Consider the following 15,708-nt stretch of genomic DNA (forward strand, 5'->3'; position numbering starts at 1 on the left):
GAACCGATCGAGACCGACGGCGGATCGACCCGGCCCGGAGCGCTCCGCCCGTCACGGTCCCGGAGCGCTCCACGGGCTCCGGAACGGCCATCGGCGCAGGTCACGCGCGTATCCGTGGCGCACCACCGGATCGCCCGTTGCGCCCGGCAACTGCCGCAGCCACGCTCACTCTGCGTGTTTTGGACCTGCCCGGGCGTGTCGTCCGGGATCGGTCCGGCACGCGGGTCGGCGCGTCGCCCACGACCGTGCCGACAGCATGCCTAGCGTCGTCGGCGTGCCTCCCCGTTCGCCGTACGACAACCTGGTCCACCCGCGTACCGTCAAAAAGCCCAGCCCCCAGGTCGAGGCGCTCAAGGACGTCGTCGTCGAGGACCCCAGCAGCGGGTTCGTCGGCGCCGTGGTGCGCTGCGAGAAGGACGTCGTCCACCTCGAGGACCGGTTCGGGAAGGTCCGCGCGTACCCGCTGGGGCCCGGCTTCTGGGTCGACGGCCGGCCGGTGGTGCTGGTGCGCCCGAAGCAGAACGCGCCCTCGGGCCCGCAGCGGAGCGCGTCGGGCTCGACCTACGTGGTCGGCGCGCGGGCGCGGGTGGCCCGCGAGGGGCGCATCTACGTCGAGGGCAAGCACGACGCCGAGCTGGTGGAGAAGGTCTGGGGCCACGACCTGCGCATCGAGGGCGTCGTCGTCGAGCCGCTGCACGGCGTGGACGACCTGCCCGGGATCGTGCGCGACTTCCGGCCGTCGTCGGGACGGCGGCTCGGCGTGCTCGTGGACCACCTGGTGACCGGCTCCAAGGAGTCGCGGATCGCCGCCCAGATCACCGGGGACCACGCGCTCGTGGTCGGGCACCCGTTCATCGACATCTGGCAGGCGGTCAAGCCGTCCGTCGTCGGCATCAAGGCCTGGCCGACCGTGCCCAAGGGCGAGGACTGGAAGACCGGTGTCTGCAAGCGGCTGGGCTGGGAGGACGACACCGGCTACGTGTGGGCGCAGCGGATCCTGGCCCGGGTGAAGGTCTGGACCGACCTGGAGCCGACGCTCATCGGCCGGGTCGAGGAGCTGATCGACTTCGTCACGACCGACTGACGCTCCGATGTTGATCAGGTGACCTGATCGTCAGGGGGGCGGGGGGGGGGGGGGCGGGGGGGCCGGCCCCCCCCCCCCCCCGGTGAGTCGCTGGAACGGCCCCGTCCAGAGGCTCACCCCGAGCGCGCGAGGGGTGAGGAGGACGGGGTCCTGCTACACGCCGCGGAAGCGGTTGATCGCGTCGATGTGCTTCTCGCGCTTCTCGGCGTCCTTGACTCCCAGGCCCTCCTGGGGGGAGAGGGTCAGGACGCCGACCTTGCCCTGGTGGGCGTTGCGGTGGACGTCGAGGGCGGCCTGGCCGACCTCCTCCATCGGGTAGACCTTCGACAGGGTCGGGTGGATGAGGCCCTTGTCGATGAGGCGGTTGGCCTCCCACGCCTCCTTGTAGTTGGCGAAGTGCGAGCTCAGGATCTTCTTGAGGTTCATCCACAGGTACCGGTTGTCGTACTGGTGCAGGTAACCGGTGGTGGAGGCGCAGGTGATGATCGTCCCGCCCTTCTTGGCGACGTAGACGCTCGCGCCGAAGGTCTCCCGGCCGGGGTGCTCGAAGACGATGTCGACGTCCTCGCCGCCGGTCAGCTCGCGGATCCGCTTCCCGAAGCGCTGCCACTCCTTCGGGTCCTGGGTCTCCTCGTCCTTCCAGAACTTGTAGCCCTCCGCGGACCGGTCGATGACCAGCTCGGCGCCCATCTTGCGGACGATCTCGGCCTTCTCCGGGCTGCTGACCACGCACACGGGGATCGCGCCGCCGTTGAGGGCCATCTGCGTGGCGTAGGAGCCCAGGCCCCCGGACGCGCCCCAGATCAGGACGGTGTCGCCCTGCTTCATGTTGGCGCCGTTCTTGCTGACCAGCTGGCGGTAGGCGGTGGAGTTGACCAGCCCGGGGCTGGCCGCCTCCTCCCACGTGAGGTGGGCCGGCTTGGGCATCAGCTGGTTGCTCTTGACCAGCGCCAGCTCGGCCAGGCCGCCGAAGTTGGTCTCGAAGCCCCAGATCCGCTGCTGCGGGTCCATCATCGTGTCGTCGTGGCCGGCCGGGTCCTCCAGCTCGACCGAGAGGCAGTGCGCGACCACCTCGTCGCCCGGCTTCCACTTGTTCACGCCCGGGCCCACGCGCAGCACGACGCCGGCGAGGTCGGAGCCCACCACGTGGTAGGGCAGGTCGTGCCGCTTGGTGAGCTCGGAGACCCGGCCGTAGCGCTCGAGGAAGCCGAAGGTGGAGACCGGCTCGAAGATCGACGTCCAGACGGTGTTGTAGTTCACCGAGGACGCCATGACGGCCACGATCGCCTCGCCCGGGCCGAGCTCGGGGGTCGGCACTTCGTCCACGTGGAGGGACTTGCGCGGGTCCTTGTCCTTCGTGGCCTGGCCTTCGAACATGTGCTGCTCGTCCTTGCGGACGAGCACGGCGCGGTAGGACTCCGGCACGGCCAGGCCCCCCAGCGCGTCCAGCTGGTCGGCGAGGATGGCGTCCCTGATCTCGTTCACGCGTACTCCCGGGTCATCGGTGGCCGTGGTCGGCCGGGCTCGGAGGGCGGTGCGGGTGCGGTGAGGTTACCGGTGGGTAACCGGCAGGACGGGGCGGGTTCAGCGGGCCGGCTCCACGAGCTCGACCAGGACGCCGCCGGCATCCTTCGGGTGGACGAAGTTGACCCGGCTGTCCGACGTCCCGCGCCGGGGGGTGTCGTAGAGCAGTCGCAGGCCGCGCTCGCGCAGCGTCGCGCTCACCGCCTCGACGTCGTCGACCCGGAAGGCCAGCTGCTGCAGACCGGGACCGGAGCGGCCGATGAACTTCGCGATGGTGGACTCCGGCGTCAGCGGCGCCAGCAGCTGGATGCGGGTCTCCCCGGTGCCGACGGCGAGCATGGCCTCGCGGACGCCCTGCTCCTCGTTGGTCTCCTCGTGCACCGAGTGCACGCCGAAGGTCCGGGCGTAGAAGGCGATCGCCTCGTCCAGGTCGGGGACGGCGATGCCCACGTGGTCGATGGTCGTCAGCAGGCCCTCGGGCAGGCCGGGGCGGGCGGCGTCGTTGCTCACGCGAGGCATCCTGCCGTCAAGACGTCTGAGACGACAGGTCGTTGTGGTGGGCCTCACTCCCCGGGCGTGACGGCGGCCACGAAATCCGCCCTGCCGCGCGTCGGATGCCCGTCCTATCCTTCCCGGAAGGCCCGATGCCGCGCCGGTAACGCCGTCGCGGTGCGTCCCGACAACGAGGTCGCCACCGGCGGCGGCCCGCCACTGGAGGCAGCATGTCCCGCTCGGTCATCGTCAGCGGCGCCCGTACCCCGATGGGCCGGCTCCTCGGCTCGCTCAAGGACTTCTCGGCGGCCGACCTCGGCGGCATCGCTATCAAGGCCGCGCTCGAGCGGGCCGGCATCTCCGGCGACCAGGTCGACTACGTGATCATGGGTCAGGTCATCCAGGCCGGCGCCGGCCAGAACCCCGCCCGCCCGGCCGCGGTGGCCGGTGGCATCCCGATGTCGGTGCCCTCGCTGACCATCAACAAGGTCTGCCTCTCCGGCATGAACGCCATCGCGCTGGCCGACCAGCTCATCCGCGCCGGCGAGTACGACGTCGTCGTCGCCGGGGGCATGGAGTCGATGACCCAGGCGCCGCACCTGCTGGCCAGCTCGCGGACCGGCACGAAGTACGGCGACACGAAGCTGATCGACGCGATGGCCCACGACGGGCTGTCGGACACCTTCGACCAGGTGGCCATGGGGGCGCTCACCGAGCAGGCCAACAGCCGCTACGACCTGACCCGCGAGGAGCAGGACGAGTTCGCCGCGGCCAGCCACCAGAAGGCCGCGCGCGCCGCCAAGGACGGGATCTTCGACGAGGAGATCACCCCGGTCCTCATCCCGCAGCGCAAGGGCGACCCGATCGAGTTCCGCGAGGACGAGGGGATCCGCCCCGACACGACCGCCGAGAGCCTCTCGAAGCTCAAGCCGGCCTTCGCCAAGGACGGCACGATCACCGCCGGCACCGCCTCGCAGATCTCCGACGGCGCCTGTGCCGTCGTGGTCATGAGCGCCGAGAAGGCCGCCGAGCTCGGGTGCACCGTGCTCGCCGAGATCGGCGCGCACGGCGTCGTCGCCGGCCCGGACGCCACCCTGCAGAGCCAGCCGTCCCGGGCGATCCAGAAGGCCTGCGAGCGCGAGGGCATCGACCCGACGTCGCTCGACCTGGTCGAGCTGAACGAGGCGTTCGCGGCGGTCGGCATCGTCTCCACCCGTGAGCTGGGCATCGACCCGGAGAAGGTGAACCCGAACGGCGGGGCCATCGCCCTCGGGCACCCGATCGGCATGAGCGGCGCTCGGATCGTGCTGGACCTGGCGCTCGAGCTGCGCCGCCGCGGTGGCGGTGTCGGCGCCGCTGCGCTGTGCGGTGGCGGCGGCCAGGGTGACGCGCTGATCCTGCACGTGCCCGCGAAGAGTTGAGCGAGCTCGCGAGCTCGACCGGGGAGCGGAGCACCCCCGGCACGTGGCTGACGAGCGCCAGCGAGGAGGCCGCGTGACGGAGGGAACCGCGGTCCAGCCGGCGGCTCCGGGCGCCCCTCGCGGGCGGCGGAGCCGTCGGGCCGCCGACGTCCCGACGCTGGTAGCGGGGGCCCGCGAGGGCGATGCCCGGTCGGTGGCCCGGTTGATCTCCCTGGTCGAGGACGCGAGCCCGGCGCTGCGCGAGGTGGCGGCGGCGCTCGCCCCACACACCGGTCACGCCCAGGTCATCGGCCTGACCGGCTCGCCGGGCGTGGGCAAGTCGACGTCGACGACCGCGCTCGTGCGGGCGCTGCGGCAGGCCGGCAAGCGGGTCGGGGTCCTGGCCGTGGACCCGTCGTCGCCCTTCTCCGGCGGAGCCCTGCTCGGCGACCGTGTGCGCATGCAGGACCACGCCGGCGACAGCGGCGTTTTCATCCGGTCCATGGCCTCGCGCGGGCACCTCGGTGGGCTGTCCTGGGCCACGCCGCAGGCCCTGCGCGTGCTGGACGCCGCCGGGTGCGACGTGGTGCTGATCGAGACCGTCGGCGTCGGGCAGTCCGAGCTCGAGATCGCGTCGCTCGCCGACACCACGCTGGTGCTGGTGGCCCCCGGCATGGGGGACGGCATCCAGGCCGCAAAGGCCGGGATCCTCGAGGTCGCCGACGTCTTCGTGGTGAACAAGGCCGACCGGGACGGTGCCGACCAGACCGTGCGCGACCTGCGCTACATGCTCTCGCTCGGCGGGCGGCACTCCGAGGCCGGGCACTGGCGCCCGCCGATCTGCCGCACGGTGGCCGCCCGCGACACCGACAACGGGGTCGAGGAGGTCCTGGCGAGGATCGAGGAGCACCGGCAGTGGCTGGAGTCCTCGGGGGAGGGACACCGTCGCCGCAGCGAGCGGGCCGCCCGCGAGATCGAGGCGATCGCGCTGGCCACGCTGCGCGAGCGGATGGGTGACGTGCGCGGGTCCGCCGCGCTCGGGGCCCTGGCCGACGCGGTCGTCGGCGGCGGGACCGACCCCTACCGCGCCGCCGACGAGCTGCTCGGCCAGCTGTAGGCGCTGACCGGGCAGGGCGCGCCCGGTACGGCGAGGATGGACGGGTGAACGGACTACGGCATTGAACGGCAAGGCGGACGCCGTCGTGGTCGGAGCGGGACCCAACGGGCTGGCGGCGGCGCTCCGCCTCGCGGCTGCCGGCCTGCGGGTGCAGGTCGTCGACGCCGGCGAGCGGCCCGGCGGCGGGATGCGCACCGAGGAGCTCATGCGCCCCGGCTACCACCACGACGTCTGCTCGACCGTCCAGCCGCTGGCCGCCGCCGCGCCCTTCTTCCGCGAGTTCGACCTGCCGGCGCGGGGTGTGCGCCTCGTGCAGCCCCGGATCAACTTCGCCCACCCGCTGGACGGCGGCCGGGCGGCGGTCTCCCACCGCTCCCTGGAGCGGACCGCGGAGGGGCTCGGCGCGGACGCGGCCGCCTACCGTCGCCTGTTCGCGCCGCTGGTGGAGCACGGCGCCGACATCGTCGACTTCTTCCTCACCAGCCGGCTGCGCAGCTTGCCGACGCGCAGCCCGGTGCAGATCGCCAGGTTCGGGCTCACCGGCCTGCCCAACGTGCGCTGGCTGGCGCAGCGGTACTTCGACACCCCGGAGGGGCAGGCCCTCATCGCCGGCGCTGCCGCGCACGGAATGCTCGACCTGCGCCAGCCGCTGACCTCGGCGCTGGGCATGCTGCTGACGATGCTGTCCCACCACGTCGGGTGGCCACTCGTCGAGGGTGGGTCGCAGAAGCTGGCCGATGCCATGGTCACCGCGCTCGAGGAGCAGGGGGGCGAGGTCGTCACCGGGCGCCTGGTCACCGACCTGCGCGAGTTCGAGGGCGTGCCGGCGGTCCTGCTCGACACCACGCCGGACGCCTTCATGTCGATGGCCGGGGACCGGGTGCACGAGGGTTACCGCCGCTGGGTGCAGCGCTACCGGCACGGCGCCGGAGTGTTCAAGATCGACTGGATCCTCTCCGAGCCGGTGCCGTGGGCCAACCCCGACGTGCGCAGCGCCGGGACGATCCACGTCGCCGGCACTTTGGCGGAGACGATCGCGGGGGAGCAGGCGCCGAACGAGGGGCGGCTCACCGACCGCCCCTACGTGCTCGCCGTCCAGCCGACCGTGCCCGATCCCAGCCGCGCCCCGGACGGCGGGCACATCTTCTGGGCCTACGTGCACGTGCCGCACGGGTCCGACGTCGACATGACGCAGGCGATCGAGACGCAGATCGAGCGGTTCGCGCCCGGCTTCCGCGACACTGTCGTCGACCGCCACACGAAGAACGCCGTCGCGATGGAGCAGTGGAACCCCACCTACCGGGGCGGGGACATCTCCAACGGCCAGACGACGCTCTGGCAGATGCTGGCCCGCCCGGTCCCGCGCTGGAACACCTACAAGACGCCGGTGCGCGGGGTCTACCTCGCGTCGTCGGCCACCCCGCCCGGTCCCGCCGTTCACGGGGCCTGCGGCGACCAGGCCGCGCGCGTCGCCCTGGCCGAGGTGTTCGGCGTGCGGGAGGTCCCGCCGCTGCGGCCACCGCTGCACTGAGCCGCCCGGCCGTCGTCGAGTGGGCGGGGGGTCGAGCGGCCCGCACCTCACGCGGCGTCGAGGGTCAGTGCACGAGCCGCAGGGCCGCGGCGATGCGGGCGAGCAGCTGGACCGGGTCGGTGAGGTCCTCCGCGGTCACGAGGACGACGGTCCACCCGGCCGCCCTGCAGGGGGCCGCCGGGCAGGAGGGAACAAGGGATCGCCGCTGCATGCGCACCCCGCGGACGGCGGTCAGTTGTCGGCGGCACCGTGGCAGCGTGCCCGGTCGCACCGGAGTGCCGTGGCCCCTTTCCCAGGCACCCCCGGTGTCGACCCGACGTGGTGACGGTCGGGGTCGACACCACGACAGGTCGGCACCGAGCGAGGGTGGCGGCGGGGGAACGTGGCGCAGGTACCGTGCCGCGCATGGTCCGACCGCTGGGGTTGCCGTTCGACCCGATCGAGCGCGCCGGGGAGACGTGGGAGAAGCACTTCGGGCCGTCCTCGGCGATGCGGGCGGCGACGTCGGTCTTCCGGGTCCAGCAGATCCTGCTCGCCCGCTTCGACGAGGTGCTGCGCCCCCTGGAGCTGACGTTCGCCCGGTACGAGGTGCTCGTGCTGCTCACCTTCAGCCGGTCGGGGGAGTTGCCGCTGAAGGTGATCGGCAGCCGGCTGATGGTGCACCCGACGAGCGTCACGAACGCGATCGACCGCCTGGTCGCGGCGGGCTACGTCGACCGCCGCCCCAACCCCGCCGACGGTCGGGGTGTCCTCGCCTCGATCACCGAGCGCGGTCGCGCCGTGGTGGAGGAGGGCACCCGGGCGCTCACCGGCATCGGTTTCGGCCTGGAGGACCTCTCGGTCGACGAGCACGAGATCCTGTTCGCCACGCTGCGCCGGGTCCGGCTGGGCGCCGGCGACGTCGCCGGGTGACCCTCGACACAGGATAGTTGGACGTCCTAGCATCTCGGCATGACCCAGGACGCGCGGCAGCGGTGGCAGCAGCGGTACGACGCGGCACTGGCCGCAGGTCGGGTGCGGGACGCGGACTTCACGACGCTCTCCGGCGTCGAGGTCGACCCGGTGTACGGGCCGGCCGACGAGAGCGCGGTGGAGGGCTTCGAGCGGATCGGTTACCCGGGTGAGTTCCCCTTCACCCGGGGCCTGCACGCCACCGGTTACCGCGGTCGGGCCTGGACCATCCGGCAGTTCGCCGGCTTCGGCAACGCGAAGCAGACGAACGAGCGCTACAAGATGATCCTGGCCGAGGGCGGCGGCGGGCTCTCGGTGGCCTTCGACATGCCCACGCTCATGGGCCGGGACTCGGACGATCCGCGCAGCCTCGGCGAGGTCGGCCACTGCGGCGTCGCCATCGACACCGCCGTGGACATGGACGAGCTCTTCGACGGCATCGACCTCGCGGGGACGACGACGTCGATGACCATCAGCGGCCCCGCCGTCCCGGTCTTCTGCATGTACCTGGTCGCCGCCGAACGCCAGGGCGCCGACATCGGGAAGCTGAACGGCACCCTGCAGACCGACATCTTCAAGGAGTACATCGCGCAGAAGGAGTGGCTCTTCCCGCCGGAGCCGCACCTGCGCCTGATCGGCGACCTGATGGAGTACTGCGCCGAGAAGATCCCGGCGTACAAGCCGATCAGCGTCTCGGGCTACCACATCCGCGAGGCCGGCTCGACCGCCGCGCAGGAGCTGGCCTACACGCTGGCCGACGGCTTCGCCTACGTGGAGCTGGGCCTGTCCCGCGGCCTGGACATCGAGCAGTTCGCGCCCGGCCTCTCGTTCTTCTTCGACGCGCACATCGACTTCTTCGAGGAGATCGCGAAGTTCCGCGCCGCGCGCCGCATCTGGGCCCGCTGGCTGCGCGACGTCTACGGAGCGACGACGGAGAAGGCCCAGCAGCTGCGGTTCCACACCCAGACCGCCGGCGTCTCCCTGACCGCCCAGCAGCCGGACAACAACATCGTCCGGACGGCGGTCGAGGCGCTGTCGGCCGTGCTCGGCGGCACGCAGAGCCTGCACACCAACGCGCTCGACGAGGTGCTCGCCCTGCCCAGCGCCAAGGCAGCGCAGATCGCGCTGCGCACGCAGCAGGTCATCGCCGAGGAGACCGGCGTCATGAACGTCGCCGACCCGCTCGGCGGCTCCTGGTACGTCGAGGCGCTCACCGACGAGATCGAGCGGCAGGCCGAGGAGATCTTCGCCCGCATCCGCGACATGGGCACCGACGGCACGATGACCTCGGGCATCCTGCGGGGCATCGAGGACGGCTGGTTCACCGGGGAGATCGCCGAGGCGGCGTTCGTCTACCAGCGGGCGCTGGAGAAGGGCGACAAGAAGGTGGTCGGGGTCAACACCCTGGTCGGCTCGGTCGACGCCCACGACAAGCTGGAGATCCTCCGGGTCAGCCACGAGGTGGAGCGGGACCAGAAGGCCGAGCTCGCCGAGCGCCGGCGGCAGCGGGACGACGACGCCGCGCGGGCGGCCGTCGCCCGCATGGTGGAGGTGGCCCGGACCGAGCAGAACATGGTGCCGGCCATGCTCGACGCGGTCCGCGCCGAGGCCACCCTCGGCGAGATCTGCGACGCGCTCCGCACCGAGTGGGGCGGCTACACCGAGCCCGCGCGGTTCTGACGTACCCGCCCGGCACGATGCCGGGCATGACCGACCACGTGCACCACGCCATCGACTACGTCGAGCTGACCGTCACCGACCTGGAGCGGGCGAAGCGCTTCTACGCCGAGGCGTTCGGCTGGGACTTCACCGACTACGGGCCGGCCTACGCCGGGATCCGCGGCGCGGGCGGCCCGGAGGCCGGCGGCCTGCGGGTCGACGAGCAGCCGCCTCGGCCCGGCGGCCCGCTCGTCCTGCTCTTCTCGGCCGACCTCGACCGCACGGTCGCCGCCGTGGCGGCCGCCGGCGGTCGGGTGACCGAGGGCCCCTACCCGTTCCCCGGCGGTCGGCGGTTCCACTTCGCGGACCCGGACGGCAACGAGCTGGGTGTCTGGTCGGAGGCCTGACCGGGGCCGCTCGATGCGCCACGGGGGGCGCGGGTGGCACGAGCAGGGGCGGCCGGTAGGACCGGCGTGCGCGGGGTGGGATGATCGAGGTCATGCAGCCGACCCGTCCCGGACGCCCCGACCCGCGCGCGCAGGCACAGCAGGCCCAGATGGCCGCCGCCATGGCCGGCGCCGTCGACCTCGCCGCCGTCAAGGCCCGCTCGGAGGCCGCAGCACGCGCCCAGACCGCCCCGCCGCCCAGCGCCTCCGCGCCGGCGGGCGCGGCGGGCGGCGCCGTCGTCGACGTCACCGAGGCCACGTTCCAGGCCGAGGTGCTGGACCGTTCGTTCCAGGTGCCGGTGGTGCTCGACCTGTGGGCCGAGTGGTGCGGTCCGTGCAAGCAGCTCTCCCCGGTGCTCGAGCGGCTGGCCGTCGAGGGCGGCGGCTCCTGGGTGCTGGCGAAGGTCGACGTCGAGGCCAACCCGGCGCTGGCCCAGGGGCTGCGCGTCCAGGGCATCCCCGCCGTCAAGGCGGTGTGGCAGGGGCAGCTGGTCGCCGAGTTCACCGGGGCCATCCCCGAGGAGCAGGCCCGCCAGTTCGTCACCGAGCTGGTGCAGGCCACCACCGGCGGCGCGGTCCCCGGCGCCCAGCCCCAGGAGGTGGAGGATCCGCGGCTGGACGCCGCCGAGGCCGCGCTCGAGCGTGGTGACCTCGCCGCGGCCGAGGCCGCCTACGAGGCGATCCTCGCCGAGGAGCCCGACCACCCCGACGCGAGCATCGCCCTGCGCCAGGTGCGGCTGTTCCGCCGGGCGGAGGAGGCGGGGCCGGAGGCGCTGGCCGCCGCGGACGCCGCGCCCGACGACGTCGCCGCGCAGACACGGGCCGCGGACTTCCTGCTGGGCACCGGCGACATCGAGGCCGCCTTCGACCGGCTGCTCGACGTCGTCCGCCGCACCGGGGGCGAGGACCGCGACCAGGCGCGCAAGCACCTGGTGGAGCTCTTCTCGGTCGTCGGCGACCAGGACCCGCGCGTCGCCGCGGCCCGCCGTCAGCTCACCGCCGCGCTGTTCTGAGCCGGCCCCGCTCCTCTTCCCGCGCGCATGCGAGCGGGGAGAGGAGCGGGCCTTCACCGGATGTCGCAGGCCTCGCCGCCGTCGAGGAAGCCGCTGCGGAAGGCGCCGACCAGCTCGAAGCCCGAGGCGTCGGTGTCGGGGAACACCTGCTCGTCGACGCCGTAGCGCAGCAGGAACTGCACGGCCTCGTCGAGGTCGCCCGGGCTGATCTCGGCCTCGACCACGTCGACGAACTCGGCGTTGTACCACTGCGCCTGATACCAGCCGGTGAGGCAGACCGCCGACCGGGTCGCCTCGCCGTCGTCCACCGACAGGCCGGCCTGGTCGCGCACCGCGAGCGCGTAGGGGAGGGCCATGGCCGTGGCCAGCGCGAAGTCGCCGATCTCGTCGTAGGCCGGTACCGCGAGGTCGGTCTCGTCGATGTAGACGGTCAGCTCGTCGGGGCAGTAGCCCAGATCCCGGCCGTCGAGCCCGTCGCAGGCCGGGGCGCTGCCGTCGAACCCGGCGATCTCGGGTTCCTCGAACCGACCGCCGAAGGCCGCGGGGAAGACGTCGCCCCAGAAGGCGGGCAGGGTGGCGCCCACCCAGTCGACGATGTCGGCGAAGTAGGCGTTCCCCTGGTTGAGGTCGGTCGGAGTGAACTCCGCGGCGGTGAACAGCCGGTCCTCGCCGAACGCGTCGCGGCAGGTGCCCAGACCGCTCTCGAAGCCGTCGTAGAAGGCCGAGACGCGGTCGAAGTAAGAGCCGTGCGCCTCGACGTCGTCCGGGTCGCTGCCCACGTCGTCACGGAGCAGGAGGAACCCCCGGACGACGTCGTCGAGCTCCGGCTCGCGCAGGGACACGTGCGCGGCCTCCCCGTCGGCGACCCAGCGGGTCCAGGCGCCGGCGAGGCAGTCGGCCTGGGTCTCGTCCTGGATGCTGCGCCCGGACTCGGCGAAGCCGAACCGGCCCTGCATGGCGTGCCCGAACTCGTGCGCCATGATCACCGGCACGAGGAAGCGTCCGTAGTCGTCGGAGAGCTCCTCCAGCAGCGCCCGGTCGTAGGCGATGACGTCGCAGGCCGGGTCGTAGAACGCGTTGCCGGCCACGTCCTCCGGCGCGGTGGGGGAGCCCGCGCAGCCGATCCCGGTCTCGGGGTAGGCGTTCCCGTCCAGGTCCTCGGAGTCCACGGAGAAGTAGCCCTCCAGCGGGGTGTACTCCTCCCCGAAGTACTCGGGGTAGGCCTGTGTCCAGAAGGTCTCGAGGTCGGCCAGGGCGTTGCGGGCGAACTGGTCGATCGGGTCGTCGCTCACGCCGGTGATCGGGAACTGCTCGGCCGGCACATCGGTCGGCGCCCCGTCGGGGGGAGTGGCCTCCCCGCGGACCGTGCCGGTGGCGCAGCCGGAGAGCACCAGTCCCGCGGCCACCAGGGGGGCCACCCGGCGCAGCAGCTCTCTCATCCGGTGGGGCTCCTCCAGGCGGTGCGGGGCGCGCGTCCGGGAGGTCGCGCGCCGCACAGCATGCCCGGTGGCGCAGGACCCGGCCACCACCCGGCAGCGCCGGAGCGGCGCGGCCGGGTGGTGGAACGCTGGATCAGCCCTCGTGCAGGAACCAGACGGTGCCCAGCGGCGGTGCCGAGATCGTCGCCGAGTACGGCTGGCCGTGCCAGGGCTCCGCCTCGGCCTCGATCCCGCCGTAGTTGCCGACGCCGGAGCCGCCGTAGCCCTCGGCGTCGGTGTTGAGCACCTCGCGCCAGTGCCCGGGGCGGGGCAGCCCGATGCGGTACTCGTGGTGCGGGGCGCCGGAGAAGTTGACGACGCAGGCCAGCGCGGAGCCCGCGACCGTCTCCTCGGCGGTGCCCTCTTCGCTGCCCTCCGCGGGGTCCGCCGCGGCTCCGGCTCCCTGCGGGGCGGCCCCGTAGCGCAGGAAGGACAGCACGTTGCCCGAGGCGTCGTTGGCGTCGATCCACTGGAAGCCGGCCGGGTCGACGTCCAGCGACCAGAGGGCGTCGAGCTCCTTGTACCGGCCGTTGAGGTCGGTGACCAGCTGGAGGATGCCGCGGTGCGCGGGGTCGTCGAGGTGCCACCAGTCCAGCGAGCGGCTCTCCGCCCACTCGGAGTCCTGGGCGAACTCCGATCCCATGAACAGCAGCTGCTTGCCGGGGTGGGCCCACATGTAGGCCAGGTAGGCGCGCAGGTTGGCCAGCTGCTGCCACCGGTCCCCGGGCATCTTCCGCAGCATGGACCCCTTGCCGTACACGACCTCGTCGTGGCTGATCGGCAGCACGTAGTTCTCGCTGTACGCGTAGTGCATCGAGAACGTCAGCTGGCCGTGGTGGTAGCTGCGGTAGACCGGCTCCCGCTCGACGTAGGCGAGCGAGTCGTGCATCCAGCCCATGTTCCACTTGAAGCCGAAACCCAGCCCGCCCAGGTGGGTCGGCCGGGTGACGCCGGGCCAGGCGGTCGACTCCTCGGCGATCGTCATGACGCCGGGGACCTCGCGGTAGACGGTCGCGTTGAACTCCTGGAGGAAGGCCACCGCCTCCAGGTTCTCCCGGCCGCCGTACTTGTTGGGCTCCCACTCGCTGCGGGAGTAGTCCAGGTAGAGCATCGAGGCGACCGCATCGACGCGGATGCCGTCGATGTGGAACTCCTTGCACCAGTACAGCGCGTTCGCGACCAGGAAGTTGCGGACCTCCGACCGGCCGAAGTCGAAGACGTAGGTGCCCCAGTCCAACTGCTCGCCCCGGCGCGGGTCACCGTGCTCGTAGAGCGGCGTCCCGTCGAAGCGGGCCAGCGCCCACTCGTCCTTGGGGAAGTGGGCGGGCACCCAGTCGACGATGATCCCGATACCGGCCTGGTGTGCCCGGTCGATCAGGTACCGCAGGTCGTCCGGGGTGCCGAAACGGGAGGTGGGCGCGTAGTAGGAGGTGACCTGGTAGCCCCAGGAGCCGCCGAAGGGGTGCTCGGCCAGCGGCATGAACTCGATGTGGGTGAAGCCGGCCTCCCGGACGTAGTCGACCAGTTCGTCGGCCATCTCGCGGTAGGACAGCCCCTCGCGCCACGAGCCGGCGTGGACCTCGTAGACGCTCATCGGGCGCTGGTGCCACCCGGCCTCGGCGCGCTCGGTCAGCCAGGCGTCGTCGCGCCACTCGTAGGTGGACTCCGTCACCACGGACGCGTTCAGGGGCGGCACCTCGGTGGCGAACGCGAGCGGGTCGGACTTCTCGCGCCAGGTCCCGTCGGCACCCAGGACGTGGTAGCGGTAGCGGGTGCCGACCTGCACCCCGGGGATGAAGATCTCCCAGACACCGGAGGACCCGAGCACCCGCATCGGGTAGGCGCGGGCCTCCCAGTAGTCGAAGTCGCCGGTGACCTTCACGCCGCGCGCGCTGGGCGCCCAGACGGCGAAGGAGACGCCCTCGACCGTGCCGCGCGGCGTCTCGTACCGCCGGACGTGCGCGCCGAGCACCTCCCACAGCCGCTCGTGGCGCCCCTCGCGGATCAGGTGCTCGTCGACCGGTCCGAGCGTGGGCAGCCAGCGGAAGGGGTCGTCGACCGTGTGCGTGGTCGTGCCGCCCTGCCCGTCCCCGTAGACCACCTCGATCCGGTAGTCCCCGGGCTGGCGGGGGAGGCGCGCCTCGTGGATGCCCCCGTCGTGCAGGCGCTCGGCCTCGTACCGGCTGCCGTCCTCGTCGAGGACGGCGACGCTGACCGCATCGGGCCGCAACGTGCGCACCGCCCAGCCCTCGGCCGTGCGGTGCGCGCCGAGGATGCGGTGCGGGTCGTGCGACCAGCCTTCGACGATCGCCCGGAGTTCCTCCTCGCCGAACTCCTCGATCCCGCTGTCCTCGGCGGCGCCGGCGGTCGTACCGCCGGCGGGGGACGGAGCGCCGGCCGGCAGGACCGGCGCAGCCGGCTCCGCCGAGCCCCCGGTGGTCGCCCGGTCCTCGGTCGGCGCCTGCGGGGTGTCGGGCTGGGCCGGGTCGGGGTCGGGGGCTTCCGGCTGCCCGGCCGGGGCGCCGCTGGGGGAGCCGGGCTCGGCGACGGGGGCGGGGGCCACCACCGGGTTGGCGGTGATCTCGGTGTCCTCGCTGCCGGGCTCCGGCGTGGCCTCGGTGGCCGTGGGCGCGGCGGCGACCTTCTTCGCCGTCGCCCGCTTCGCTGCCGTCGCCCTCGTGGTGGGCGTCGCCGCGTCGGCGGCGGCCGCCTTCTTGGCCGGGGTCGCCTTCTTGGCCGGCGCCGCCTTCTTCGCGGCCGGGGCCTTCTTCGCGGGCGCCTTCTCGGCGGGCGTGGCCTTCTCGGCGGGCGCCTTCTTCGCCGCGGCGCGGCGGGTCGTCTTCTTCGCCGGTTCGGCGTTCACGACCGGGCCGCCGGCAGCTGCCTCGGCCTCGGCCACCTTCCGGTCCACGGCGCGCTGCAGATCGTCCTTGTCGGCCACGTGGCTCTCGCCTCGGTCGTCGGTCGTCATCGTCTCGCCGTCCTCGTCCGTTCTCGGTGCTCTGGTCCGTCG

The 15,708-nt window shown here is 72.8% G+C and carries 13 protein-coding genes; 8 read left to right on the forward strand and 5 right to left on the reverse strand.

The genetic code is table 11. The features are described 5' to 3' along the window. Window positions 1–274: 274 nt before the first annotated feature. A complete protein-coding gene (locus ACI79K_RS10390) occupies window positions 275–1,084 on the forward strand; it encodes a DUF3097 domain-containing protein (RefSeq protein ID WP_456590214.1) in 810 nt (269 codons plus the stop codon). A gap of 153 nt (window positions 1,085–1,237) precedes the next feature. Here ACI79K_RS10390 and ccrA read toward each other — a convergent pair whose 3' ends face one another. Together ccrA and mce are read right to left on the reverse strand one after the other, a co-directional pair. Then, window positions 1,238–2,569 (reverse strand): crotonyl-CoA carboxylase/reductase, encoded by a 1,332-nt coding sequence (gene ccrA, locus ACI79K_RS10395; protein ID WP_456588902.1) that lies wholly within the window; start codon window positions 2,567–2,569, stop codon window positions 1,238–1,240. Window positions 2,570–2,668: 99 nt separating this feature from the next. Next, on the reverse strand, window positions 2,669–3,127 hold the full coding sequence (gene mce / locus ACI79K_RS10400) for a methylmalonyl-CoA epimerase (protein WP_456588901.1): 459 nt from the start codon (window positions 3,125–3,127) through the stop codon (window positions 2,669–2,671). A 203-nt stretch (window positions 3,128–3,330) separates the two neighbouring features. On the opposite strand from mce, the gene ACI79K_RS10405 reads away from it, so the two are divergent. The 3 genes from ACI79K_RS10405 to ACI79K_RS10415 all read left to right on the forward strand — a co-directional run bounded on the left by ACI79K_RS10405 (window position 3,331) and on the right by ACI79K_RS10415 (window position 7,148). Next, window positions 3,331–4,521 carry an acetyl-CoA C-acetyltransferase gene (locus ACI79K_RS10405; RefSeq protein WP_456588900.1) on the forward strand — a complete coding sequence of 397 codons (1,191 nt, stop codon included), beginning with the start codon at window positions 3,331–3,333 and terminating at the stop codon, window positions 4,519–4,521. A 73-nt stretch (window positions 4,522–4,594) separates the two neighbouring features. After that, the gene (gene meaB / locus ACI79K_RS10410) at window positions 4,595–5,617 is read left to right on the forward strand and encodes a methylmalonyl Co-A mutase-associated GTPase MeaB (protein WP_456597957.1); all 1,023 of its coding nucleotides are present in this window, start codon (window positions 4,595–4,597) and stop codon (window positions 5,615–5,617) included. 61 nt (window positions 5,618–5,678) lie between these two features. Continuing rightward, the gene (locus tag ACI79K_RS10415; RefSeq protein WP_456599653.1) at window positions 5,679–7,148 is read left to right on the forward strand and encodes a phytoene desaturase family protein; all 1,470 of its coding nucleotides are present in this window, start codon (window positions 5,679–5,681) and stop codon (window positions 7,146–7,148) included. Window positions 7,149–7,212: 64 nt separating this feature from the next. Here ACI79K_RS10415 and ACI79K_RS10420 read toward each other — a convergent pair whose 3' ends face one another. Further along, window positions 7,213–7,359, reverse strand: coding sequence for a hypothetical protein (locus tag ACI79K_RS10420; protein ID WP_456588897.1), 147 nt, complete (start codon window positions 7,357–7,359; stop codon window positions 7,213–7,215). Between the two features lie 194 nt (window positions 7,360–7,553). Here ACI79K_RS10420 and ACI79K_RS10425 point away from each other — a divergent pair, with 194 nt between their 5' ends. From ACI79K_RS10425 to ACI79K_RS10440, 4 genes are all read left to right on the forward strand, one after another. Then, window positions 7,554–8,060 carry a MarR family winged helix-turn-helix transcriptional regulator gene (locus ACI79K_RS10425; protein WP_456588896.1) on the forward strand — a complete coding sequence of 169 codons (507 nt, stop codon included), beginning with the start codon at window positions 7,554–7,556 and terminating at the stop codon, window positions 8,058–8,060. A 39-nt stretch (window positions 8,061–8,099) separates the two neighbouring features. Further along, window positions 8,100–9,779 (forward strand): acyl-CoA mutase large subunit family protein, encoded by a 1,680-nt coding sequence (locus ACI79K_RS10430; protein ID WP_456588895.1) that lies wholly within the window; start codon window positions 8,100–8,102, stop codon window positions 9,777–9,779. A 26-nt stretch (window positions 9,780–9,805) separates the two neighbouring features. Further along, window positions 9,806–10,165 (forward strand): VOC family protein, encoded by a 360-nt coding sequence (locus ACI79K_RS10435; protein WP_456588894.1) that lies wholly within the window; start codon window positions 9,806–9,808, stop codon window positions 10,163–10,165. A 92-nt stretch (window positions 10,166–10,257) separates the two neighbouring features. Then, on the forward strand, window positions 10,258–11,217 hold the full coding sequence (locus tag ACI79K_RS10440) for a tetratricopeptide repeat protein (protein ID WP_456588893.1): 960 nt from the start codon (window positions 10,258–10,260) through the stop codon (window positions 11,215–11,217). Between the two features lie 53 nt (window positions 11,218–11,270). Here the strand turns inward: ACI79K_RS10440 and ACI79K_RS10445 are convergent, their stop codons facing one another. Together ACI79K_RS10445 and glgB are read right to left on the reverse strand one after the other, a co-directional pair. Then, window positions 11,271–12,656, reverse strand: coding sequence for a neutral zinc metallopeptidase (locus ACI79K_RS10445; protein WP_456599654.1), 1,386 nt, complete (start codon window positions 12,654–12,656; stop codon window positions 11,271–11,273). A 133-nt stretch (window positions 12,657–12,789) separates the two neighbouring features. Then, window positions 12,790–15,666, reverse strand: a complete 2,877-nt coding sequence (gene glgB / locus ACI79K_RS10450; protein WP_456599655.1) for a 1,4-alpha-glucan branching protein GlgB — start codon at window positions 15,664–15,666, stop codon at window positions 12,790–12,792. Between the last annotated feature and the right edge of the window lie 42 nt (window positions 15,667–15,708).

Source organism: Blastococcus sp. SYSU DS0616, from assembly GCF_054051015.1.

Coding starts and splice junctions, on each gene's coding strand:
- ACI79K_RS10405 (WP_456588900.1), top strand. CDS start 3,331: ATGTCCCGCTCGGTCATCGTCAGCGGCGCCCGTACCCCGATGGGCCGG.
- glgB (WP_456599655.1), bottom strand. CDS start 15,666: ATGACGACCGACGACCGAGGCGAGAGCCACGTGGCCGACAAGGACGAT.
- mce (WP_456588901.1), bottom strand. CDS start 3,127: ATGCCTCGCGTGAGCAACGACGCCGCCCGCCCCGGCCTGCCCGAGGGC.
- ACI79K_RS10430 (WP_456588895.1), top strand. CDS start 8,100: ATGACCCAGGACGCGCGGCAGCGGTGGCAGCAGCGGTACGACGCGGCA.
- ACI79K_RS10435 (WP_456588894.1), top strand. CDS start 9,806: ATGACCGACCACGTGCACCACGCCATCGACTACGTCGAGCTGACCGTC.
- ACI79K_RS10445 (WP_456599654.1), bottom strand. CDS start 12,656: ATGAGAGAGCTGCTGCGCCGGGTGGCCCCCCTGGTGGCCGCGGGACTG.
- ACI79K_RS10420 (WP_456588897.1), bottom strand. CDS start 7,359: ATGCAGCGGCGATCCCTTGTTCCCTCCTGCCCGGCGGCCCCCTGCAGG.
- ACI79K_RS10425 (WP_456588896.1), top strand. CDS start 7,554: ATGGTCCGACCGCTGGGGTTGCCGTTCGACCCGATCGAGCGCGCCGGG.
- ACI79K_RS10440 (WP_456588893.1), top strand. CDS start 10,258: ATGCAGCCGACCCGTCCCGGACGCCCCGACCCGCGCGCGCAGGCACAG.